General features: G+C 72.5%; 18 protein-coding genes. 15 read left to right on the top strand and 3 right to left on the bottom strand.

From position 1 onward, the window contains the following. Positions 1–73 precede the first annotated feature (73 nt). The gene (locus tag M1203_RS04995; protein WP_249948261.1) at positions 74–1,588 is read right to left on the bottom strand and encodes a helix-turn-helix domain-containing protein; all 1,515 of its coding nucleotides are present in this window, start codon (positions 1,586–1,588) and stop codon (positions 74–76) included. A gap of 116 nt (positions 1,589–1,704) precedes the next feature. Between M1203_RS04995 and M1203_RS04990 the strand changes: the two genes are divergently transcribed. Beyond that, positions 1,705–3,666: a DUF6350 family protein gene (locus M1203_RS04990; RefSeq protein ID WP_249948260.1), complete on the top strand. Its 1,962-nt coding sequence runs from the start codon at positions 1,705–1,707 to the stop codon at positions 3,664–3,666. Here M1203_RS04990 and M1203_RS04985 read toward each other — a convergent pair. Further along, positions 3,656–4,666, bottom strand: a complete 1,011-nt coding sequence (locus tag M1203_RS04985; RefSeq protein ID WP_249948259.1) for a hypothetical protein — start codon at positions 4,664–4,666, stop codon at positions 3,656–3,658. The two genes, M1203_RS04990 and M1203_RS04985, sit on opposite strands and share 11 nt — an antisense overlap. Positions 4,667–4,947: 281 nt before the next feature. Between M1203_RS04985 and purN the strand changes: the two genes are divergently transcribed. Both purN and purH read left to right on the top strand, forming a co-directional pair. Continuing rightward, positions 4,948–5,583 carry a phosphoribosylglycinamide formyltransferase gene (gene purN / locus M1203_RS04980; protein ID WP_249948258.1) on the top strand — a complete coding sequence of 212 codons (636 nt, stop codon included), beginning with the start codon at positions 4,948–4,950 and terminating at the stop codon, positions 5,581–5,583. Then, positions 5,580–7,166 (top strand): bifunctional phosphoribosylaminoimidazolecarboxamide formyltransferase/IMP cyclohydrolase, encoded by a 1,587-nt coding sequence (gene purH, locus M1203_RS04975; protein WP_249948257.1) that lies wholly within the window; start codon positions 5,580–5,582, stop codon positions 7,164–7,166. Before purN ends, purH begins: the two co-directional genes overlap by 4 nt. Positions 7,167–7,274: 108 nt before the next feature. On the opposite strand, the gene M1203_RS04970 is transcribed toward purH, so the two are convergent. After that, complete coding sequence (locus M1203_RS04970) at positions 7,275–7,874, bottom strand: proline-rich domain-containing protein (protein WP_249948256.1); 600 nt, start codon at positions 7,872–7,874, stop codon at positions 7,275–7,277. Between the two features lie 270 nt (positions 7,875–8,144). On the opposite strand from M1203_RS04970, the gene M1203_RS04965 reads away from it, so the two are divergent. The 12 genes from M1203_RS04965 (at position 8,145) to M1203_RS04910 (ending at position 22,309) form a co-directional block, all read left to right on the top strand. After that, entirely contained in the window at positions 8,145–9,008 is an 864-nt protein-coding gene (locus tag M1203_RS04965; RefSeq protein WP_249948255.1) for a bifunctional methylenetetrahydrofolate dehydrogenase/methenyltetrahydrofolate cyclohydrolase, read from the top strand. Positions 9,009–9,046: 38 nt separating this feature from the next. Then, positions 9,047–9,784: a DUF3017 domain-containing protein gene (locus M1203_RS04960; RefSeq protein WP_249948254.1), complete on the top strand. Its 738-nt coding sequence runs from the start codon at positions 9,047–9,049 to the stop codon at positions 9,782–9,784. A 412-nt stretch (positions 9,785–10,196) separates the two neighbouring features. Beyond that, positions 10,197–10,994: a peptidoglycan-binding protein gene (locus M1203_RS04955; RefSeq protein WP_249948253.1), complete on the top strand. Its 798-nt coding sequence runs from the start codon at positions 10,197–10,199 to the stop codon at positions 10,992–10,994. Next, the gene (locus tag M1203_RS04950; protein WP_249948252.1) at positions 10,991–12,076 is read left to right on the top strand and encodes an XRE family transcriptional regulator; all 1,086 of its coding nucleotides are present in this window, start codon (positions 10,991–10,993) and stop codon (positions 12,074–12,076) included. Before M1203_RS04955 ends, M1203_RS04950 begins: the two co-directional genes overlap by 4 nt. A gap of 393 nt (positions 12,077–12,469) precedes the next feature. Next, the gene (locus M1203_RS04945) at positions 12,470–13,570 is read left to right on the top strand and encodes an XRE family transcriptional regulator (protein WP_249948251.1); all 1,101 of its coding nucleotides are present in this window, start codon (positions 12,470–12,472) and stop codon (positions 13,568–13,570) included. Positions 13,571–13,865: 295 nt separating this feature from the next. After that, positions 13,866–14,855 (top strand): malate dehydrogenase, encoded by a 990-nt coding sequence (locus tag M1203_RS04940; protein WP_249948250.1) that lies wholly within the window; start codon positions 13,866–13,868, stop codon positions 14,853–14,855. A 102-nt stretch (positions 14,856–14,957) separates the two neighbouring features. Further along, entirely contained in the window at positions 14,958–15,206 is a 249-nt protein-coding gene (locus tag M1203_RS04935; RefSeq protein WP_249948249.1) for a helix-turn-helix transcriptional regulator, read from the top strand. After that, complete coding sequence (locus M1203_RS04930) at positions 15,203–15,715, top strand: hypothetical protein (RefSeq protein ID WP_249948248.1); 513 nt, start codon at positions 15,203–15,205, stop codon at positions 15,713–15,715. Before M1203_RS04935 ends, M1203_RS04930 begins: the two co-directional genes overlap by 4 nt. 142 nt (positions 15,716–15,857) lie before the next feature. After that, positions 15,858–17,360 (top strand): aldehyde dehydrogenase family protein, encoded by a 1,503-nt coding sequence (locus M1203_RS04925; RefSeq protein WP_249948247.1) that lies wholly within the window; start codon positions 15,858–15,860, stop codon positions 17,358–17,360. A 91-nt stretch (positions 17,361–17,451) separates the two neighbouring features. After that, positions 17,452–19,041 (top strand): GMC family oxidoreductase, encoded by a 1,590-nt coding sequence (locus M1203_RS04920; RefSeq protein ID WP_249948246.1) that lies wholly within the window; start codon positions 17,452–17,454, stop codon positions 19,039–19,041. After that, entirely contained in the window at positions 19,038–20,273 is a 1,236-nt protein-coding gene (locus tag M1203_RS04915; RefSeq protein ID WP_249948245.1) for a glycine betaine/L-proline ABC transporter ATP-binding protein, read from the top strand. The genes M1203_RS04920 and M1203_RS04915 overlap by 4 nt, the downstream gene beginning before the upstream one ends. Further along, entirely contained in the window at positions 20,270–22,309 is a 2,040-nt protein-coding gene (locus M1203_RS04910) for an ABC transporter permease subunit (RefSeq protein WP_249948244.1), read from the top strand. Before M1203_RS04915 ends, M1203_RS04910 begins: the two co-directional genes overlap by 4 nt. Position 22,310: the final 1 nt, after the last annotated feature.

Here is a 22,310-nt window from a genome sequence, read left to right as displayed (position 1 = left end):
GGCCCCACGCGCGGGGGCCGGAACCCCCCCCCGGGTGCGGGCCCACGCGCGTTCCTGAGCGGCCGGCGACCGCTCAGCGCGGTCGCGGCACGAGCCGGGGAGGACCGGTCACCGACTCGTGGCGGAGCTTGTCGCGCAGTACCTGGTCCTGCTTGCTCAGCCGCTGCGGACCGTTCGGCACCGGAACACCGCCGACCTGCTCGCCCGGCGACAACCGTGGCTGATAGTGCGTCGGAGCGGTGGCCAGGGTGAACCCCGTCGCCCCGATGATCAGCACGGTGAAGGCGATGGCCGCCCGCGTCCAGAACCGGACCCGCCGCTCACAGCCGGCCCGTAGCGCCGGCGCCGGTGTGATCGGGGGTGGTGTCACCTCCCGTACGAGCGCGCCGAGCCGCTCCTGAAGCACCTGTGTGTCGGTCAGCTCGGGCATCTGCGCGGCGACCGCCTTGCGCGCGTTCAGCAGCCGGTTGGCGGTGGCCGGGGTGCTCGCCTCGGTCTCGGCCGCCGTCTCCGGCAGATCGAGGCCGAGTCCGTCGTAGAGCAGCAGCGTGCGGCGGTACGACGCGGGAAGTCGCAGCAGTACCTCGCGCAACTCCCGCTCCTCCGGCCGCTCCTGGTCGCGGGGGACCGCGTCGGGGCGCATCCGGGGGCCCCGCAGCCGGTGCCACGGCGACATCGCGTACTCGTACGCGGCGGCCCGCAGCCAGCCCGCCGGGTCCCGGTCGACCGCGACTTCGGGCCAGCGCGCCCACGCGAGATGGAAGGCGCGCTCGACGGACTGCTGGGAGAGCACCCGTTGCCCGGTGAGCAGATACGCCTGGCGTACGAGGGCGGGCGCGGTGAACGCGTACAGGGCGTCGAAGGCCTCGTCGGGTGTGCGTGCCTCGAACCCGGGGGCGGGCGGGTCGGGCCAGTCGGTGTTGCGCACGTCAACGGCGGGCGCACGGGCTCCGGTCGTGCCCGCTCCGGTCTTGGCCGCCCCTGCCGTGCCCGCTCCTGCCGCGCCCGCTCCTGTCGTGCCGGCCGCGGTCTTGCTCGCCCCCGTCTTCCTCGCTCCCGTCGTGCTTGCTCCGGTCGTGCCCTTTCCGGTGGTGCGTTTTCCGGCCCGGCCCCTGGCGGGTGTACTCGCCGAAGCCCCGTTCGTGGGCGCCGCGTTCGCCCTACGGCCGCGTCCGGCGGCGGTGGGTGTGGCCGGTGGTGCGGCGCCGGCCGTGGGCGCCGCGGCGGTCCTCGTCGTACGCACGGCTCTCGTGGGCGCGGATGTGCTCCGGTTCCGCGCCTCGGACCGCTGCGCGGCGGCCTTCGCCGCCTCCCGCCTGGTCCGTTCCTCCAGTGCGGCCTTCTCCCGGAGTTCCGCGGCGATCCCGGCCAGCAGCTTCGCGTACAACTCCCCCTTGCGACCGCGCGGAGTCGTACGCCCGGTCTCCCAGGACCTGAGCGTCGACCGTGTGACGCCCACCGCGGCGGCGGCCTGTTTCTCGGTCATCGGCTTCGACTCGCGCAGTCTTCGCCGCTGTTCGGGGGTGGGCAGCGACGGGGCGCCGGCCTGGTTGCCTCGGGCGGTGCTCTGCGTGGCCTTCTGCGTCATGTGGGACTCCCCGCAGCACGGTTCTGGGCGAAAAAGCACATAAACGTATATTGGGCGACACGGCGACTATTCGCCTGTTGCGCGAATTGGACGGGTGTCCTGGGCAGCATGAGTTCGTGACCCAATTGACCGAACACAGTGCGCCGTTGTCCTCGGCCGGGGCCCTTGAGCGTGGTAGGGCCGCGGCACTGACCTCCGCCGTTCTCCGTGGGGCCGTCGCCGCGTGCCTCGGGCTCGGCGCCATCGCCGTGCTGGTGATGGCGATGTGGATCACTTCACCGTTCCCCGACAGCGGTGCGGACGGTGCTCTGCACATCGCGGCCGGGCTCTGGCTGCTGGGCCATGGCGTCGAGCTGGTGCGCCCGGACACCCTCTCCGGGACCCCCGCGCCCATCGGAGTCGTACCGCTGCTCCTAATGGGTCTGCCGGCCTGGCTGGCCTACCGCGCCGCCCGCGACGCCCTCGAACCCGAGGAAGGACGGCCCCAGCTCACCGGGCTCGGCGCCGTATGCACCGTGTCCGGGGGATATCTGCTGGTCGGCGGGGCCGCCGTGCTCTACGCGGGGGGCGGCGCGCTCACCGCGCATCCGCTGCGCGCGGCGCTCACGCTGCCCGTGCTGACGGTGCTCTCGGCGGCGGCCGGGGCGTGGACGGCGCATGGCTGTCCGCGCGTGCCGCTGCCCGAGCGGCTGCCCGGGGCGGTGAGGAGGCCGCTGGCCCGTACGGTCTGGGCGCCCGCGGGGCGCCGGGGGGTCGTCGTCGCGGGGCGCTCGGGGGTGGCGGCCTTCCTGCTGCTGGTGGGCGGCGGCGCGCTCCTGGTCGGGGCCTCGCTCGTATGGCACGGAGATCCGGCACACACCTCCTTCGTCCAGCTCGCGGGCGACTGGTCGGGGCGGGTCGCCGTGCTGCTGCTGGGGCTGGCGCTGGTGCCGAACGCGGCGGTCTGGGGAGCCGCTTACGGCCTGGGGCCCGGCTTCGCGCTCGGTACGACAGCGGTGGCCACCCCGCTCGGGGTCATCGGCACCCCCGCGCTGTCGTCCTTCCCGCTGCTCGCCGCCGTACCGGAAGGTCCCGGCACGGCGGCGAACTGGGCCGCGGCCGGGGTGCCGGCCGTCGCGGGGCCGGCGGTCGCCTGGTTCACCGTACGGGTGGCCGCGCCCCCGTTCGCCGTGCGGGAAGAGGCGTGGAGCGCGCGCGTGACGGCGTTGACGGCGGCGCTCGGGGGTGTCGTGTGCGCGGGGCTGACGGCGGTGTTCGCGGGGCTCGCGGGCGGCCCGCTGGGGAACGGCAGACTGGCGGAGTTCGGCCCGGTCTGGTGGCTGACGGGCGCCGCCGCGCTGGCGTGGACGCTGGCGCTCGGCGTGCCGACAGCGCTGCTGCTCCGGCTCTGGCGGCTCCGGGAGCGGCGCCTGAAGGACGTACCGGCGGCCGAACCGCTCCCCGCGACGAGGGCCCCGGCGGGGACCGGCGCGTCGGCCGAGCCCAGGGCCGGCGCCCCGGCCGAGCCCAGGACCGGCACTGTGACCGGCGCCGGGACCGGGGCAGCGGCCAGGAGCGGGGCAGCGGCAGGGGCAGGGGCCAGGAGCGGGGGTGCGGAGACCGGTGCTCAGGAGGGGGCGCGGCGGCGGGCTCCCTGGCGGCGACTGAGGGGGCGGAGAGCCACGGAAGCGGCGACGCCGGCACCCTTCGCCGCGGCGGAGGCCGGCGAGGCGATCGGCGGCCTGGACATCCTGGACGTGCGGGAGGTGGCGGAGGCCGGGGCGAGGACCGGCGCCGGCGCGGGTGGGGGCGCCGGGGGTACGGGCGGCGCGGGAGCCGGCGGGCGGGAAGCGTTGGATCCCGACTTCGAGCCGTATGACTTCCTGCCGGCGGAGGCCTGGCATGAACGCGGTGCCCGGGAGGCGCGCTGGGCCGCGTTCAAGGAGGTGTCGGGGGGTCTGATGGCCGACTTCCCGGCCACGTCACCGCCGCCCGGCGAGCGTCCCACCCCAGGGCCGGGGCCGCTCGCGCCGGAGCCGCCCTCCCTCAGGAAAGGCGGCTCCGATGCGGACGAAGGACCTGGACCGGCTACTCCTTGACGCCGAAGACCGGCACCAGCGAGTCGGGCAGCAGATCGTTGCAGGAGAGCTGGCCCGTGGTCGTCAGGGCATCGTTCAGACACGTGTAGTAGTCGCGGTACACCAGCTGCACCGTGAAGGTCGTGGCCACGATCGCCAGCGCGATGACGGCTGTCACCAGCCCGCTCACCGCCGCGGTGGTCTGCGGCCTGCTCGACGCCGGGAGCGCGGCTCCGGACTGGCCGGGCCCGCCGAACGCCGCTGCCCGCCCCGTCTCGCCCGCCTGTCCCGGCTGTGCGGTCCCTGCCGGGGTCCCTGCCGACCGCACAGCCGCCGGGGACGTGCCGTCGGCCGCGCCGTCGGTGTCCGACGACGGCGCCTTGGACTTGTTGCGCAGCGAGCTGATGCCCCAGTACAGCGCCAGGGCGCCGAGCAGCAGCGCGATCTCCGGGAAGTCGAAGAGCGCGAAGAAGAAGGCCCACATCCCGGAGAGCAGGGCGTAGCGGGCGCGGCGCTGGGCCGGGTCCGTCGGGTCCCAGCGCAGTCCGCCGCGGCCTCCGTCGGGGCCGTCCTTGCCGGAGCCCTGACCGTTCTGGCCGTTCTGACCGCCGGGACGGCTGCCGAAGCCGCCCGGGGAGCGGCCGGGCTGGCTGCTGCTCCACTGGCTGCCCCAGCCACCCCGCGACTGGCCGGATCCGTCGCTCGACGAGTTCCCGCCGTGTTCGGGGTGGCGCGGCTGCCACGGCTGGTCGGGCCTGCCCTCGGGCGGCGGCGCGAACGGATTGTCCTCGGCGGAGCCCGACGAGGACGAGTCCGGCGAGCCGGAGCCCGCGGACTGCGGACCCGGTGCCCCGGAGGTGCCCGCTGCCCCGGAGGAGCCCGGTGCCCCGGAGCCCGATGCCCCGGAGGTCCCCGAAGGCCCGCTGGAACCGGTGGAAGAGGACTGGCGTTCCCGCGGCAGCAGCACCGGCCCAGAAGGCGGCGGGAGGTGGAGCGCCGTGCGGCGGCGTCGGTCCGACATCAGGTGAACGTCTTCCCCTCAGACCCAGTGCGCGGGGGTCTTGTCTCGTGTGGCCCGCCCTGGAGACGAACCCTGTCCCCAGACGCTACCTCCCGGCCAAGCCCCCGTCCCGTGGGGGCCGCTTGGTGTGCCGGTATCGTTGCTGACGGTCGGCTTCTTCGTAGAGTTCCCCGTATGGGGGGACGTGATTCGTTCGTACGACCACACAAACCGTACGACGACTCAAGCAGAGTCAAGCCAAGCAGCCGCTCGCACAACGCTGTCCCAGAAAGGCGCCCGCCGTGGCCTCCCCGCCCTCCTCCGCCCGCCCGGCCCGGCTCGTGGTCCTGGTCTCCGGATCCGGTACGAATCTGCAGGCTCTGCTCGACGCGATCGGTGACGATCCGGTGGCCTTCGGCGCGCGGATCGTGGCCGTCGGCGCGGACCGCGGCTCCATCGCGGGTCTTGAGCGCGCCGAGCGCGCCGGGCTGCCCACGTTCGTGTGCCGGGTGAAGGACTACCCGAGCCGTGACGACTGGGACGCGGCGCTCGCCGAGGCGACGGCGGCGTACGAGCCGGATCTGGTGATCTCGGCCGGTTTCATGAAGATCGTGGGGAAGGAGTTCCTCGCGCGCTTCGGCGGGCGGTGCGTCAACACCCATCCCGCGCTGCTCCCCAGCTTTCCCGGTGCCCACGGCGTGCGCGATGCGCTCGCCTACGGAGCGAAGGTCACCGGCTGCACAGTCCACTTCGTCGACGACGGTGTCGACACCGGCCCGATCATCGCGCAGGGCGTGGTCGAGGTGCGGGACGAGGACGATGAAGACGCTCTCCATGAGCGCATCAAGGAAGTCGAGCGACGCCTGCTCGTCGAGGTCGTGGGGCGTCTGGCCCGGCACGGCTATCGCATTGAGGGACGAAAGGTAACGATCCAGTGACCGCCGAAGGTACGAAGCGCCCCATTCGCAGAGCGCTGGTCAGCGTCTACGACAAGACGGGCCTGGAAGAGCTGGCCCGCGGGCTGCACGAGGCGGGCGTCACCCTGGTCTCGACCGGCTCCACCGCGGGGCGGATCGCCGCCGCCGGGGTGCCGGTCACCAAGGTCGAGGAGCTGACCGGCTTCCCCGAGTGCCTGGACGGCCGGGTCAAGACGCTGCATCCGCGCGTCCACGCAGGCATCCTCGCCGACCTCCGGCTCGACTCGCACCGCGAGCAGCTCGCCGAGCTGGGCATCGAGCCGTTCGACCTGGTCGTGGTGAACCTCTACCCGTTCCGCGAGACGGTCGCCTCCGGCGCCACCCCCGACGAGTGCGTGGAGCAGATCGACATCGGCGGGCCCTCGATGGTCCGCGCCGCCGCCAAGAACCACCCCTCGGTCGCGGTCGTCACCAGCCCCGGGCGGTACGGGGATGTCCTCGGCGCCGTACGGGAGGGCGGGTTCGACCTGGCGACCCGCAAGCGGCTGGCCGCCGAGGCGTTCCAGCACACGGCCGCGTACGACGTGGCCGTGGCCTCCTGGTTCACGGACGCCCGCGGCGGAGCCGCTGATGAACAGGGCGCGGCACCCGACGATTCGGGGTTCCCGGACTTCCTGGGCGCCACGTACACGCGGAAGAACGTGCTCCGGTACGGCGAGAACCCGCACCAGCCCGCCGCGCTCTACACCGGCGCCGGGGGCGGCCTCGCCGAGGCCGAGCAACTGCACGGCAAGGAGATGTCGTACAACAACTACACCGATACGGACGCCGCGCGCCGTGCCGCGTACGACCACGCCGAGCCCTGTGTCGCGATCATCAAGCACGCCAATCCGTGCGGTATCGCGATCGGTGACGATGTGGCCGAGGCGCACCGCAAGGCGCACGCCTGCGACCCCCTGTCCGCGTTCGGCGGGGTGATCGCCGTCAACCGTCCGGTCTCCGTGGCGATGGCCGAGCAGGTCGCCGAGATCTTCACCGAGGTCATCGTGGCGCCCGGTTACGAGGACGGCGCGGTCGAGATGCTGGCCCGCAAGAAGAACATCCGCGTGCTGCGCTGTCCCGAGGCTCCGTCCGGGACCGTGGAGGTCAAGCCGATCGACGGGGGCGCGCTGCTCCAGGTCACCGACCGGCTCCAGGCCGACGGTGACGACCCGGCCAACTGGACCCTCGCGGCCGGCGAGCCGCTTTCCGAGGCCGAGCTGCGCGAACTGGCCTTCGCGTGGAAGGCGTCGCGCGCGGTCAAGTCCAACGCGATCCTGCTCGCCAAGGGCGGGGCGTCGGTGGGCGTCGGCATGGGCCAGGTCAATCGCGTCGACTCCGCGAAGCTCGCGGTGGAGCGGGCCGGTGAGGAGCGGGCGCGTGGCGCCTACGCCGCGTCCGACGCGTTCTTCCCGTTCCCCGACGGGCTGGAGATCCTGCTGAACGCGGGCGTCAAGGCGGTGGTGCAGCCGGGCGGTTCGGTCCGTGACGAGTCGGTCGTCGAGGCGGCGCGCAAGGCGGGCGTGACGATGTACTTCACGGGGACGCGGCACTTCTTCCACTGAGCCCCGCCCGCACGAGGAAACGCCGGAAGGCCGTAATCTCCCGCCGAACAGCGAGGATTACGGCCTTCATGTCATCCGGATCGCGCCGAGGAGCGCGGCGGCGGACCGTCAGTGGCGCGGACGCTGGAACCAGGCGGCGCCGTCCGACTTGCCGGCGAAGACGGCGATCAGGATGGCGAGAACGAGGTGCACGATGCCGAACACCGTGAACGGGTAGACGGCGAGGACGGCGGTCACGATGCCGAAGACGATGAGAGTGACACGGACGCCGCTCCCGCCGTTCTTGACCTTCGTGGCGAGGACGGCCGACAGAACCAGCCACACGAGGGCCAGCGCGCCGAGGGCGTAGAGAACGCCGCTCGACTGATCCACGAGGTCCTGGAACTGCGAATCGCTCTGGAGCGTCTCGTTGTCCTTCGCCGCGTTGAGCGACACCGCGGCGCCGAAGAAGATCAGCGTTCCGATCAGGCAGAGACCGGAGATGACCCACAGCATCACGCGCGCGGCCTTCACCCCGCCCGGCATCTCCGTCGGGCCGCCCGGGAAGCCACCGCCGCCGTACGGCTGGACCGGCGGCGCCTGCGGGTAGCCGTAGCCGGGCTGCTGCGGCTGACCCTGCGGGTAGCCGTAGCCCGGCTGGCCCTGGGGCTGACCGGAACCGGGCGGGGGCTGCTGGCCGTACGGGTTGTTGGGGTCGCCGAAGCTCATGGCGGGGTTCCTCCGTTGGGTAATGCGGGGACGGTGCGATCCAACGGGGAGGAGGAACTTCTCACAAGCGAGCGGTCTTCCCCCCGTCGATGGCCGCGTACTGCGCCCGTAATCGTGTTATCTACCTCTTATTTTGTCCAGTCGCTATTGACGGGCGTTGTGCAAGCGCAACCTCCCGCGACGCCCGTGACGGGGCCGGTGAATGCCCAGGTCGTCTCAGGACCGGACACGAATTGGAAGAGTGGAGGGGTCATCCGCGAGGATGGGGGTATGAGCGCCCAGATTCTCGATGGCAAGGCCACCGCAGCCGCGATCAAGTCCGATCTGACCGCCCGCGTGGCGGCCCTCAAGGCTCGGGGCGTCACACCCGGGCTCGGCACCCTGCTGGTCGGTGACGACCCGGGCAGCCGCTGGTATGTGAACGGCAAGCACCGCGACTGCGCCCAGGTCGGTATCGCCTCGATCCAGCGCGAACTGCCCGACACCGCCTCCCAGGCGGAGATCGAGGCCGTGGTCGCGGAGCTGAACGCCAACCCCGAGTGCACCGGCTACATCGTGCAACTGCCGCTGCCCAAGGGCATCAACACCAACCAGGTGCTTGAGCTGATGGATCCGGCCAAGGACGCCGACGGGCTGCACCCGATGAGCCTCGGCCGGCTGGTGCTCAACGAGACGGGGCCGCTGCCCTGCACCCCGTACGGCATCATCCAGCTGCTGCGCCACCATGGCGTCGAGATCAAGGGCGCGCATGTGGTGGTCGTGGGCCGCGGGATCACCGTCGGCCGGTCGATCCCGCTCCTGCTGACCCGTAAGTCGGAGAACGCGACGGTCACGCAGTGCCACACCGGCACCCGTGACCTGTCGGCGCAGCTCAGGCAGGCCGACATCATCGTGGCCGCCGCCGGGGTGCCGCACATCATCAAGCCCGAGGATGTGAAGCCGGGCGCGGCCGTCCTCGACGTCGGGGTCAGCCGGGACGGGGACGGCAAGATCGTCGGCGATGTCCACCCGGACGTCGCCGAGGTGGCAGGCTGGATCTCGCCGAACCCGGGCGGCGTCGGTCCGATGACCCGAGCCCAGCTGCTCGTCAATGTGGTCGAGGCGGCCGAACGCGCCGTCGCGGACGCGGGCTGAACGGCGAGCCGAACCGGAACCGGAAAGGGGCGCCACTGATGGGTGCTGGTACGAGCGCGGGCGACGCGGCGCGGTCGGGGCGCGGGACACGGCAGGCGTCGGAGGCCGACGGGCAGGCGGTCACGGAGCCCGTTGCCGGTGCCGCCGCGGGTGCCACCGCGGGCGCCGGCAGGGAGAGCGTGGTGGCGGTGGAGCGTACGGCGGGTACGGAGGTCACCGGCGCTGTGGCGGGAACGGAGAGCACGGGGCGTACGGCCCCCTCGGACCCGGACACGACCGATGCCCTTGGTGTCACGGACACGGCCGGTGCCTCGGACACGACCGACGCCCTTGGCGTCACGGACACGGCCGCTGCCTCGGACACGGCCGACGCCGCGGAGCAGCGCGGCCGGCGCTTCTCGCTCACCAAGGACACCGCACGGCCCGAGGGCGGTGGCCGGGCCGCGCCCTCGGACGCCTCGGCGCCCGTCCGGCAGTGGCCCCTGCTCAGCGTCCTCGGGACGACCGGGCTCGGGCTGCTGATCGTCGGCACGCACCCCTTCCCGGAGGCGTTCCGGGTCGGCACGATCCTGATCGGCATCGCCCTGATCGGCGGCGCCGTCCTGCGGCGCGTACTGCCCTCCGTCGGCATGCTGGCCGTACGGTCGCGCTACACCGACATGCTGACGTACGGCCTGCTGGGCCTCGCGATCGTGCTGCTCAGCCTGATGACACAGCCCAAGCCGTGGCTGGAGATCCCGTTCCTGGAGGACGTCGTCCACTCGTCGGTTCCCTAGTCCCTGGCGCGTGCCACGGCGGCGCGTGCCACGGCGTGTGACGGCGGCCCGTCCTCTCCCCCGGGGAGGACGGGCCGCCGTACGTGTGCGGAGTGCGGTCTGTGGTGCGGGTGCGCACCGGGTGGCGCGGGGTGGACCGCGCCGCCCGGTGTGCACCACAGACTGTTCCGCGTCACCTCGCATCGCCGCCAGACCGGCCCGCCCAACCGGGCATCTGTGGGACGCGCGCGCCCCTGACCTGTGGGGACGCCGCATCCCATGGGATGTCGTGGGACGCCGGGGGCCGGTTGTCGCGGCCCGGTGGTCTGTCCGGTGGCGGGCCGCACGCGGAACCGGGTGTTGCGCGACCGCCGTTCGGGGGAGGAAAGGGGACGAGGAACCCCGGAGGGGTCCGATCACGCATGAGGTGGACATGCCGCGTTGGAAATCGCTCCCGTCAGAATTGCCCGAGAAGGACCGTCAACTCGTCATTCAGTTGCGACGGTTGAAGGATCACTCCGGCCTCGGGCTCGCCGCGCTCGCGGCGAAGACGGGGTACAGCCGCTCCTCCTGGGAGCGCTATCTCAATGGAAAACAGCCGGTGCCCCGGAAGGCCGTCGAGGAACTGGCCAGGGTCTGCGGGGCGGATGCGACGAGGCTGCTCGTCCTGCACGAAATGGCCGAGCGGAAGCCGCCCGAGCCCGCCGCCGCTGGGACGGGTGCGGGGGACACGGCCGCGTCGGGCACGGTGGCGGACGAGCCGCTCGGGACACCGACGTCGGGGTCCCCGGAGCCCGGTACCGATCCGGTCGGTCCGCGGCGGGTGCCGTTACGGGCCGCCCTCGCCGGCGTGCTCGTTTCCGCCGCCGTCGCCTTCGGGGCGGGGCTGCTGGTGGCGGGGGGCGACGACGGGGGCGGCGACGACGGGGGTACGAAGCCGGTGACGTACGGTCCCGGGCGTACGTACGACTGCGATGACCAGGGCCGCAAGGACGGCGCGGCCTACGCAGGACACAGCACCACCGCCGAGGCGCTGATCGACATCAACGGCAGTGGACCCGATGTGGTCGAGGCGCAGTGCCAGTTGAAGCGCCACGGCTTCGACCCGGGCGAGGTCGACGGGCTGTACGGCCCGAGCGCGAAGTCCGCGGTGCGGGACTTCCAGAAGGCGCGGAAGCTGGTCAGCGACGGCATCGTGGGGCCCGACACCTGGGCGGAGTTACGCCGGTGAGCGGCGCGCTGGGAAACGCGCCGGAGAACGCGCCGGAGAACGCGCGGGGAAAAGCGCGGGGGAACGCGCCGGAGAGCGCGATGAAGAGCGCGGTGGAGAAGCGGGCGGCGGAGTGCGACCGGCTCGCGGGCGAGTTGAGCGCGCTCCGGGCCCGCACGGGGCTGAGCCTCGTCGCGCTCGCCGGGCGTACGCCGTACAGCAAGTCGTCCTGGCAGCGCTATCTCAACGGTACGAAGCCCTTGCCGCGGCAGGCGGTGGTGGCCCTGTGCGCGCTGGCGGGCGAGCCCCCGGGGCGGCTGCTCGCGCTCTGGGAGCTGGCGGACGCCGCGTGGAGCGGCCGGGCGGCCGCGGCCATCGGAACCGGGCCCATGGCCGGGGCCGGCGCCGGAGTTGGAGCCGGAGTCGGGGCCGAGCCCGGGGCGGTTCAAGGTCCTTCCCCGCCGTCGCCCGTACCCGCACCGGCGGGACCGTTGGGACCGGCGGGAGGAGAGGCGCCGGGCCGCACGCCCGGCAGCGCGCCGGGAAACACGCCGGGAAACACGCCAGGAAACGGCCCTCGCGGCAGACGTCGTACCGCGGTGCTCGCCGCGACGGCCGGGGTGGCCGCCGTCACCGCGGTGACCGTTCTCGGGGCCTGGCTGTCGGGCGACGGCGGAGCGCGGCGGGAGACGCCCGAAGACGCGGCGTGGAGCACGGTCGGCCCGCTGCGGCCCAGTTGCACCGGCCCGGCGTGCGAAGGCGAGGCGCCGTCCCTCATGGGCTGCGGCGGCGAGGACGTGATGACCACTCTCGGCTCGCTCACCGCGACAGGCGGCCAACGGCTGCAACTGCGGTACGGCGAAACGTGCCGCACCGTGTGGGTGCGGGCGACCGGGCTTCGGGTGGGGGACCGGGTGGTGCTGACCGTACCCGGTCGCCGGGAGCAGCAGATCGCGGCGGTCGCCCCGCGGGACACCGGCCGCTATCTCGTGACGCCGATGGTGGCCGCCGCCGATCCGTCCGAGGCGCGGGCCTGTCTCCTGCCCGGGGGCGGCGGCGAACAGGAGTGCCTGGGCCACGCGCCCCGGGCGTCCGCGTCGTGAAGGGTCGTGAGCGGTCGTAAGTGAGGGCGCCGACACCGTGGACAAGCGCCGAGGGCCAGCCAAGATCATTCAAGGCCCGCCCGGTGCCTGTGCGTGGAAGTGACCATTCCGCCGTGGTGTGATCAACGGGCAACGGATGCGAGACTGTGCGGGGTTCGGTACGGGGGGCGCGCAACGGGGCGTGAAGACCGTCCAGAATGCTCCTGTGCGCTGTCGATCGAGGAACTGACATCCTTGCCCGGTGCATCCCTGTGGGTAGCCCGAGACGGGTGGCCCACGGCGGGAAGCGGCCGGGGGAGGACACCGCCCATCGCCGGGGAGGGCGGCGGGCGGCGGGGGATGACAGCGCGGGGCACATCCACCACGTGCGGGGGGACAAGGGGGAGGCAAACAATGCCTCGTTGGAAGGCGCTGCCGGACGGGCTCGATCCGGAGGTCAGCGAGTTCACGAGCCAGTTGCGCGGGCTTGTCGACCGCAGTGGACTGAGCATCGCCGCCCTGTCGGACAGGACCGGCTACAGCAAGACGTCGTGGGAGCGCTATCTGAACGGGCGGCTGCTCGCGCCCAAGGGCGCGATCGTCGCGCTGGCCGAGGTGACGGGCACGCATCAGGGACATCTGACCACGATGTGGGAGCTGGCGGAGCGCGCCTGGAGCCGGTCCGAGATGCGCCACGACATGACGATGGAAGCGATACGGATCTCCCAGGCGCGTTCGGCGCTCGGGGAGTTCAGCCAGAACCCGGCCGGTGGCTCCGGCAGGCCGGGCAGCGGTTCCGGCAGGCCGGGCAGCGGTTCCGGCAGGCGGGGCGGATCCGTCGGCACGGGCGGGCCCGGCGGATTCGGGGACCGGCCGGCCGGTACGACCGTCGACTTCGGCGCCGCGCGCGTGCCCGGGGCGCCCTCCGTACCGCAGCAGCGGGGTCCCGGTGGTCCGCCGCGGCCGGGTGGCCCGTCTTCCGCCGGGCCGTCTCCGGCGGGTGGCCCGAAGCGCGGACGGCGCAAGCTGACGATCTTCGTGGCGGGTGTCGTGGGCGCGGCGCTGGTGGTGGCCGCCGCGGTCCTGCTGACCGATCTCGGCGGTGACGGCGGCGAGCAGACCGTCGCCCAGTCCCCGTCGCCCTCGCCGTCCAGCAGCGCCCCCGTACTGCCCGCCGGGGTGAAGTGCGGCGGCGACGCCTGCACCGGGAAGGATCCCGAAGAGATGGGATGCGGCGGCGAGTTCGTCGAGACCGTCTCCAGCGCGACCGTCGGTACGGCCCTGATCGAGGTCCGCTACAGCAAGACCTGCTCGGCGGCCTGGGCCCGGATCACCCAGGCGGCGGTGGGCGACGAGGTACGGATCACCGCGGGCGGGGAGACGAGCGGGCAGACCGGCGAGGTGGAGACGGCCACGAACGCCTACACCCCGATGGTCGCCTCACCGGACTCCGCGGGCGCCAAGGCATGCGCGACGCTCGCCTCGGGCGAGACGGGCTGTACGCCGGTGCGGTGATCCGGTCCCAGCGCCGCACCGCACCACCCCGAGCCCGCACCACCCCGAGCCCTCGCCCCCCGAGCCCGCGCCACGCCCGCACCGCCAGGCCGTCAGGCCCCCGCACCACGAGGCCGCCACGCCGTCCCGCCCGTGTCGTGAGCCGCGCCACAAGGGTGCGTGGGTTCGGGGTGTCCCGGGTCGGATAGCCTGACCGCTGGATATCTCTTCACGTCAAGATTCAGTTCAGCGACGGGGAGATGTCCCCGCACCAGGGGCAGGGACCCCCACCGCCAGCTGTCTTACGGAGATCGCCATGACCCGCACTCCCGTGAATGTCACCGTCACCGGCGCGGCCGGCCAGATCGGCTACGCGCTGCTCTTCCGCATCGCGTCCGGCCATCTGCTCGGCTCGGATGTGCCGGTCAAGCTGCGTCTCCTCGAAATCCCCCAGGGCCTCAAGGCCGCCGAGGGCACCGCGATGGAGCTGGACGACTGCGCCTTCCCGCTGCTCGGCGGCATCGAGATCACGGACGACCCGAACGTCGCCTTCGACGGCGCCAACGTGGCGCTGCTGGTCGGCGCCCGCCCCCGTACCAAGGGCATGGAGCGCGGCGATCTGCTCGCCGCCAACGGCGGCATCTTCAAGCCGCAGGGCAAGGCCATCAACGACCACGCCGCGGACGACATCAAGGTCCTCGTCGTCGGCAACCCGGCCAACACCAACGCGCTGATCGCGCGCGCCGCCGCGCCCGACGTACCGGCCGAGCGCTTCACCGCGATGACCCGCCTCGACCACAACCGCGCCATCTCGCAGCTCGCGGCGAAGACCGGCTCCGCCGTCTCCGACATCAAGCGGCTGACGATCTGGGGCAACCACTCCGCTACGCAGTACCCGGACATCTTCCACGCGGAGATCGCCGGCAAGAACGCCGCGGAGACCGTCAACGACGAGGCGTGGCTGGCCGACACCTTCATCCCGACCGTCGCCAAGCGCGGCGCGGCGATCATCGAGGCCCGCGGCGCCTCCTCGGCCGCCTCCGCCGCCAACGCAGCCATCGACCACATCCACACCTGGGTCAACGGCACGGCCGAGGGCGACTGGACCTCCATGGGCATCCCGTCGGACGGCTCCTACGGTGTGGAGGAGGGGCTGATCTCGTCCTTCCCCGTCACCACCAGGAACGGCGCGTACGAGATCGTCCAGGGCCTGGAGATCAACGACTTCTCGCGGACGCGGATCGACGCCTCGGTGCGGGAGCTGGCCGAGGAGCGCGACGCGGTGCGCGAACTCGGTCTGATCTGACCCCACTCACCGCTTCCCCCGTACTTCCCCCGAACGCCCCCGGTTCTCGCCGGGGGCGTTTTCGTGTTGCTCACCTCCACTCGAATGTAGTACTTCTTATACATGAGCGAGCAGGTTCACAATAGGCTGGCAGTCGTCAGAGCCGAACGGAAGGTGTCCCGGCAGCAGTTGGCCGAGGCCGTCGGAGCCCACTACCAGACCGTCGGCTATATCGAGCGGGGTCAGTACAACCCCAGCCTCGACCTGGCGCTGAGGATCGCGGAGTTCTTCGACCTCCCCGTGGAGGCGCTGTTCTCCCTCGAACCCTTCAGCCCGCTCACGGACGAGGTCTACGGGAGGAAACGGCGATGACCACAGGACTGACCAACTACGACCGGCGGATGTACACGCTGATGAACGCGCGCGAGGGGCGCCCGCTCTACGCGACGGCCGCCCGCAGGCGTGCGGTCGTCTGCGCGCATATCGTGCTGACCGTCATCTTCGAAGCGGCGTGGATCGCCGTGGTCTTCGCCGAGCACAAACGGTGGTGGCCCCTTGTCGTTCTCCTCGTGGCGCTGCTGCCGTGGTGCCTGGCGACCGGCGCGATCAATGGCGCCACGCGCGGGCTGCTGCAACTGCGGGCCCGCGCGCTGGACGAACGTCAGCTCACGGAGCGCGACCGCGTCCTCGCGCGCGCCCACCGGTTGACCTCGCTCCTGCTGCTGGCCGCCGCCGTCGGCTTCGGCCTCCTCGGCACGCTCGCGGACGTACGGATGGAGGCGCTGATCGCTTCCGTACTGATCGCGGTCCTGGTTCCGCACTGGCTGATGCCCATGTGGGTGGCCGGGCTGACCGTACAGGACGAGCCCGACGAGGAGTGATCGGGCGGAACATGGCCCCGCCGGGTGACCCGAGGCACTTCCGGTCACCCGGCACGCATGCTTTCCGTGACTCGGGGCAGGCGCCCGGATCGCCAGTTCTCGCTGGTGGTGAGCGATCCGGGAAGGGAAGGCGATACGCGACGTGTCGGCCCAACACACGATTCATGTGGACGGAAAGTGGCGGGAAGCCGTCTCCGGCGCCACACGGGACATCCTCGACCCCGCCGACGCCACGGTCCTCGCCGTCGTGTCCGAGGGCGGCGCCGAGGATGCCGACGCCGCGATCGCCGCCGCGCGTACGGCCTTCGACGAGGGCCCCTGGCCGCGTACCCCGGTCGCCGAGCGGGCCCGGCTGCTGCGGACGACCGCCGATCTGCTGATCCGCAACCGCGAGAAGACAGCGCTGCTGGAGAGCAGGGACTCGGGCAAGACCCTGGAGGAGGGGCGCGTCGACGTCGACTGCGTCGCCGATGCCTTCCGCTACTTCGCGGATCTCGTGATGAACGAGAGCGGCGGCCGGGTCGTCGACGCAGGATCCGACACCGTCCACAGCGTGGTCGTTTATGAGCCAGTTGGTGTCTGCGCGCTGATCACGCCCTGGAACTACCCACTGCTGCAAGCGAGTTGGAAGATCGCCCCGGCGCTCGCCGCGGGCAACACCTTTGTCGTCAAGCCGAGCGAACTCACCCCGCTCTCCACGGTCGACCTCATCGATCTGCTCGCCGAGGCGGGCCTGCCGCCCGGCGTCGCCAATCTGGTGACCGGCGCGGGCGACCCGGTGGGCGCCCGGATGTCCGAGCACCCGGACGTGGACCTCGTCTCGTTCACCGGAGGGCTCAGCAGCGGTACGCGGGTGATGCGCGCCGCCGCGTCCGGCGTGAAGAAGGTCGCCCTCGAACTCGGCGGCAAGAACCCGAACGTCGTGTTCGCGGACGCCTGTGCCACCGACGAGGGGTTCGACACCGCCGTCGACCAGGCGCTGAACGCCGCGTTCATCCACAGCGGCCAGGTCTGCTCCGCCGGTGCGCGGCTGATCATCGAGGAGTCCGTACGGGAGCGCTTCGTCGGTGAACTCGCCCGCCGCGCCGCCCGGATCCGCCTCGGACGCGGCACGGAGCGCGGCGTGGAGTGCGGACCGCTCGTCTCCGCGGGGCAGTTGGCGAAGACGGAGGAGTATGTCGCCTCCGCCCTGGCCGAGGGCGCCGTGCTGCGCTCCGGCGGCAAGCGGCCCGAACCCTCGGCCGCCCGGCCCGCCGAGGGCTACTTCTACGAGCCGACCGTGCTCGACCAGTGCCACCGCGAGATGCGGGTCGTACGGGAAGAGGTCTTCGGACCCGTGCTGACGGTGGAGACCTTCCGTACGGAGGACGAGGCCGTGGCCCTCGCAAACGACACCGAGTACGGGCTCGCGGGCGGCGTCTGGAGCGCGGACCCGGGGCGCGCGCGGCGCGTGGCGGGACGGCTGCGGCACGGCACCGTCTGGATCAATGACTTCCACCCGTATCTGCCGCAGGCGGAGTGGGGCGGCTTCGGCAAGTCCGGTATCGGCCGGGAGCTGGGGCCCGCGGGGCTCGCCGAGTACCGCGAGGCCAAGCACATCTACCAGAACCTCGCACCGCGCCCGGTCCGCTGGTTCACGGGCTGACAACCCGACAGCCCGACAACCCGACAGCCGGACCATCGCGCACTCCGCACCCCGCACCACCGCAAGCAGCAGCAGAGGAGCAGATCCAGCCATGGCAACCTCCGTCGCGCCCGAGCCGGAACCCGCGTCCACGCCCGAGACCGAGCACGTGTACGACTATGTCGTCGTCGGTGGCGGCACCGCCGGTTCGGTGATCGCCTCCCGCCTCACCGAGGATCCGGACATCACCGTCGCCGTCATCGAGGGCGGCCCCTCCGATGTCGACCGCCCCGACGTACTGACGCTGCGGCGCTGGATGGGTCTGCTGGGCGGTGAGCTGGACTACGACTATCCGACGACCGAGCAGCCGCGCGGGAACTCGCACATCCGGCACAGCAGAGCCCGGGTGCTCGGCGGCTGCTCCTCGCACAACACGCTGATCGCCTTCAAGCCGCTGCCGTCCGACTGGGACGAGTGGGCGGCGGCCGGGGCCGAGGGCTGGGACGCCGCCGCGATGGACCCGTACTTCGGCCGGCTGCGGAACAACATCGTGCCGGTGGACGAGCGGGACCGTAACCCCATCGCCCGTGACTTCGTGGACGCGGCGCGGCGGGCGCTGGGAGTCCCGCGCGTCGAGGGCTTCAACAAGAAGCCCTTCCACGAGGGCGCCGGCTTCTTCGACCTCGCCTACCACCCGGAGGACAACAAGCGGTCGTCCGCGTCCGTCGCGTATCTCCATCCGTTCCTGGACCGGCCGAACCTCCGACTGCTCCTGGAGACCTGGGCGTTCCGGCTGGAGCTGACGGGCACGCGCGCCACCGGCGTACGCGTACGGACGGCGGACGGCGAGGAGCGGCTGATCGAGGCCCGGCGCGAAGTCCTCGTCTGTGCGGGGGCCGTGGACACGCCCCGGCTGCTGCTGCACTCCGGCATCGGGCCGCGCGCCGACCTGGAGAAGCTCGGCATACCCGTCGTCCACGATCTGCCGGGTGTCGGGGAGAATCTGCTCGACCACCCCGAGTCCGTGATCGTCTGGGAGACGGACGGGCCGATCCCGGAGAACTCGGCGATGGACTCCGACGCGGGGCTGTTCGTCCGGCGTGATCCGGCGGCCGAGGGCCCCGACCTGATGTTCCACTTCTACCAGATCCCGTTCACCGACCATCCGGAACGGCTGGGGTACGAGCGCCCCGCGCACGGCGTGTCGATGACCCCGAACATCCCCAAGCCGCGCAGCCGCGGCCGGCTCCATCTGACGAGCGCGGACCCGGAGGTCAAACCGGCCCTGGACTTCCGCTACTTCACCGACGAGGACGACCACGACGGCCGGACCCTCGTCGACGGCATCAGGATCGCGCGCCGGGTCGCCGCCGCCGAGCCGCTGGCGGCATGGCTGAAACGGGAGGTCTGCCCGGGGCCCGAGCTCACCTCCGACGAGGAGCTGAGCGAGTACGCCCGTAAGTGCGCGCACACCGTGTACCACCCGGCGGGCACCTGCCGGATGGGCGCGGCCACCGACGAAGGGGCCGTGGTGGCGCCGGACCTGAGAATCCGGGGGCTCGAAGCCATCCGTATCGCCGACGCGTCCGTCTTCCCGACGATGCCCGCGGTGAATCCCATGATCGGGGTCCTGATGGTCGGCGAGAAGTGCGCCCAGCTGCTGACCGAGGCCCATGACGACGAGAAGGGCCCGAAGCGATGACCGACGCGGACACGGCACAGGGGGACGACCCGACGGGCAAGGACCTCACCCCGCCCGGCACGGGGAGCGAGGTACCGGAACGGTCGCCGGTCTTCGCCGTATGCGACCTCTGGAAGGTCTTCGGCCCCAAGGCCGACCGCGTCCCCGGCGACCCGGAACTCGCCGCGCTCGACGCCGCCGCGCTGCGTGACCGTACCGGCTGCACCGCCGCCGTACGCGATGTCTCCTTCGACGTCCGCAAGGGCGAGGTCTTCGTCGTCATGGGTCTGTCGGGCTCCGGCAAGTCCACGCTCGTCCGCTGTCTGACGCGGCTCATCGAGCCGACCGCCGGCACCATCGCCATCGACGGCGAGGACGTGCTGTCGATGGACCGGGCCCGGCTGCGCGAACTGCGCCGCCACCGCGCCGCCATGGTCTTCCAGCACTTCGGTCTGCTGCCGCATCGCTCGGTCCTCGACAATGTCGCCTACGGCCTGGAGATCCAGGGCATGGGCAGGGCCCAGCGCCGCGAGAAGGCCGCCGAGGTCATCGCCAAGGTCGGCCTCGAAGGGCTGGAGGACCGCCGTCCCGGCCGGCTCTCCGGCGGTCAGCAGCAGCGCGTCGGGCTGGCCCGCGCGCTCGCGGTCGACCCTCACGTGCTGCTCTTCGACGAGCCGTTCAGCGCCCTCGATCCGCTGATCCGCCGGGACATGCAGGAAGAGGTCATCAGGCTGCACCACGAGGAGCACCGCACGATGGTCTTCATCACGCACGATCTGACCGAGGCGTTGCGCCTCGGCGACCGGATCGCGCTGATGCGCGACGGCCGTGTCGTACAGCTGGGCACGGCGGAGGAGATCGTGGGCCGGCCCGCCGACGCGTACGTACGGGACTTCGTCCGTGACGTACCGCGCGAGCAGGTCATCACCGTCGGGGCCGCCATGCGTCGCCCGCTGGCGGGCGACGCCGACTCCGGGCCCGCGCTGGCGCCGACGGCGACCGTCTCCGAGGCGATCGAGGCCGTCGCGCGCTCCGGGGACGCGGCGGCGCGGGTGGTCGAGGGGGGCAGGCTGCTCGGGGTCGTGGACCGCGAGCGTCTGCTGAACGTGGTGGCGGGGACGGCGGGTATGCCGGAGACGAAGGGAACCGCGGGTCCTGGGGAGCCGCCGGGAGTCCCGGGAGTCCCGGGAGTCCCTGGAGTCCCCGGAGTTCCCGGAACGAGGGCGGAGGCCGGAAAGGCGGCGCTCGGATGACCGCCGCGACCGGCGCGACCACCGCGCCTCCCGCGCCTCCCGCGCCCCCCAAGCCCGTCGAACGCGGGGGCCCACCCGGGGTGCTCCCCTCGCCCCGCGGGCGCGCGCTCGGCAAACTGCTGCCGTTCGCCGTGTTCGCGGCGGTCCTCGTACCCCTGGCCCTCATCCGCTGGCCGGGCACCGACTGGCCCGCCGCCCTGACCGTCGATCTGTCCGCCCCGCTCGGCCGCGCCGGCGACTGGATCATCGACAACCGCGACAGCCACCCGCTCTTCCTCCACTTCCTCGGACACATCAGCAACGCCGTGGTGCTCGCCGTGCGCGGGGTGTACCTGCTGCTGCTCGCGGCCGGCTGGGCCGGGGTCACCGCGGCGGCCGGGCTGATCGCGTGGCGCGTCGCGGGCGGGCGCGTCGCGGGCATGCGCCTTGCCCTCACCGCCGTCGTGTCGTTCGCCGCCTGCGGGGTGCTCGGTATGTGGGTGCCCACCATGCAGACGCTTGCGCTCATGGTGGTCGCGGTCACCGCGTCCGTGGTGCTGGGCGCTCTGCTCGGCCTCGCCGCCGGGCTCTCCGACCGGCTGTACCGGGCGCTGCGGCCGGTGCTCGACACCATGCAGGTCCTGCCCGCCTTCGCGTATCTGCTGCCCGTGGTGCTGGTCTTCGGCATCGGCGTCCCGGCGGCGGTCCTCGCGACCGTCGTCTACGCGGCTCCGCCGATGGCCAGGCTGACCGCGCTCGGGCTGCGCGAGGCCGACCGCGGTGTGATGGAGGCCGTCTCCTCGCTCGGCGCGACCGGGCGGCAGCGGCTGCTGACCGCGCGGCTGCCGCTCGCCCGTGAGCGACTGCTGCTCGGTCTCAACCAGACGATCATGATGGCGCTCTCGATGGCCGTGATCGCGTCCGTGATCGGCGCCGGAGGACTCGGCGACCGGGTGTACCAGGCGCTGGCCTCGGTCGATGTCGGCGCGGCGCTGGCGGCCGGGCTGCCGATCGTCCTGCTGGCGGTGGTCCTGGACCGTACGACGACGGCGGCCGGTTCGGGTACGCGTCCGGGCGCCCGCCGGGGGCTCGGCTGGGCCGTCGCGGCCCTGGCGACCGTCCTCGTGGCGATCGCGGGACGTCTCACGGACCGGCTCGACTGGCCCGAGACCTGGACCGTGAACATCGCCGAGCCCGTCAACCGGGCCGTCGACTGGATGACCGCCCACCTCTACTCCGGAGTGCCCGTCATCGGCGGCACCGCCGACTGGGCGGGCCGTTTCACCACATGGGTGCTCGACCCGCTGCGCGGCGGCCTTCAGGCCCTGCCCTGGTGGGCCGTCCTGCTGCTCGTCGCCGCCCTGGCGCTGCTGATCGGCACCTGGCGGACCGCGTCGACCGCCGTACTCGCCCTGGCCGCGATCGGTGTCCTCGGGGTGTGGAAGCCGTCGCTGGACACGTTGTCGCAGGTGCTGGCGGCGGTCGCCGTCACGCTCGTCATCGGCTTCGCCGCGGGCATCGCGGCGGCCCGGAGCTCCCGGGTGGAAGCGCTGCTCAGGCCGGTCCTGGACGTTTTCCAGACGCTGCCGCAGTTCGTCTATCTGATCCCGGTGGTCGCGCTGTTCGGCGTCGGGCGCGCTCCGGCGGTCGCCGCCGCCGTCGTGTACGCGCTGCCCGCGGTCGTCCGTATCACCACCCAGGGCCTGCGCCAGGTCGATCCGGCCGCCCTGGAGTCGGCGCGCTCGCTCGGCGCGAGCGGGGTTCAGCAACTGCGCCAGGTCCAACTGCCGCTCGCGAGGCCCGCGCTGCGTCTCGCGCTCAACCAGGGCGTGGTGCTGGTGCTCGCCGTCGTCATCATCGGCGGTCTGGTGGGCGGCGGGGCGCTCGGGTACGACGTCGTGTTCGGGCTTGCCCAGGGCGACGTGGCGACCGGCCTCGTCGCGGGCGCGGCCATCGTCTGTCTCGGTCTGATGCTGGACCGGGTGACCCAGCCCACGGAACGCGGTGCGGAACGCCGTACGGAACGCCGTACCGCCCGGACCAGGAAGGCGGCCTGAC

The organism is Streptomyces sp. 35G-GA-8 (assembly GCF_023534745.1).
Taxonomy (GTDB): domain Bacteria; phylum Actinomycetota; class Actinomycetes; order Streptomycetales; family Streptomycetaceae; genus Streptomyces.
Note: the sequence above shows the minus strand (reverse complement) of the source record. Positions and strands in the feature narration are given on the sequence as shown.

Excerpts from the sequence above, each read along its gene's own strand:
- M1203_RS04995 (WP_249948261.1), bottom strand. The coding sequence starts at position 1,588 with ATGACGCAGAAGGCCACGCAGAGCACCGCCCGAGGCAACCAGGCCGGC.
- M1203_RS04985 (WP_249948259.1), bottom strand. The coding sequence starts at position 4,666 with ATGTCGGACCGACGCCGCCGCACGGCGCTCCACCTCCCGCCGCCTTCT.
- M1203_RS04970 (WP_249948256.1), bottom strand. The coding sequence starts at position 7,874 with ATGAGCTTCGGCGACCCCAACAACCCGTACGGCCAGCAGCCCCCGCCC.
- M1203_RS04965 (WP_249948255.1), top strand. The coding sequence starts at position 8,145 with ATGAGCGCCCAGATTCTCGATGGCAAGGCCACCGCAGCCGCGATCAAG.
- M1203_RS04960 (WP_249948254.1), top strand. The coding sequence starts at position 9,047 with ATGGGTGCTGGTACGAGCGCGGGCGACGCGGCGCGGTCGGGGCGCGGG.
- M1203_RS04955 (WP_249948253.1), top strand. The coding sequence starts at position 10,197 with ATGCCGCGTTGGAAATCGCTCCCGTCAGAATTGCCCGAGAAGGACCGT.
- M1203_RS04945 (WP_249948251.1), top strand. The coding sequence starts at position 12,470 with ATGCCTCGTTGGAAGGCGCTGCCGGACGGGCTCGATCCGGAGGTCAGC.
- M1203_RS04940 (WP_249948250.1), top strand. The coding sequence starts at position 13,866 with ATGACCCGCACTCCCGTGAATGTCACCGTCACCGGCGCGGCCGGCCAG.
- M1203_RS04935 (WP_249948249.1), top strand. The coding sequence starts at position 14,958 with ATGAGCGAGCAGGTTCACAATAGGCTGGCAGTCGTCAGAGCCGAACGG.
- M1203_RS04930 (WP_249948248.1), top strand. The coding sequence starts at position 15,203 with ATGACCACAGGACTGACCAACTACGACCGGCGGATGTACACGCTGATG.
- M1203_RS04920 (WP_249948246.1), top strand. The coding sequence starts at position 17,452 with ATGGCAACCTCCGTCGCGCCCGAGCCGGAACCCGCGTCCACGCCCGAG.
- M1203_RS04915 (WP_249948245.1), top strand. The coding sequence starts at position 19,038 with ATGACCGACGCGGACACGGCACAGGGGGACGACCCGACGGGCAAGGAC.
- M1203_RS04910 (WP_249948244.1), top strand. The coding sequence starts at position 20,270 with ATGACCGCCGCGACCGGCGCGACCACCGCGCCTCCCGCGCCTCCCGCG.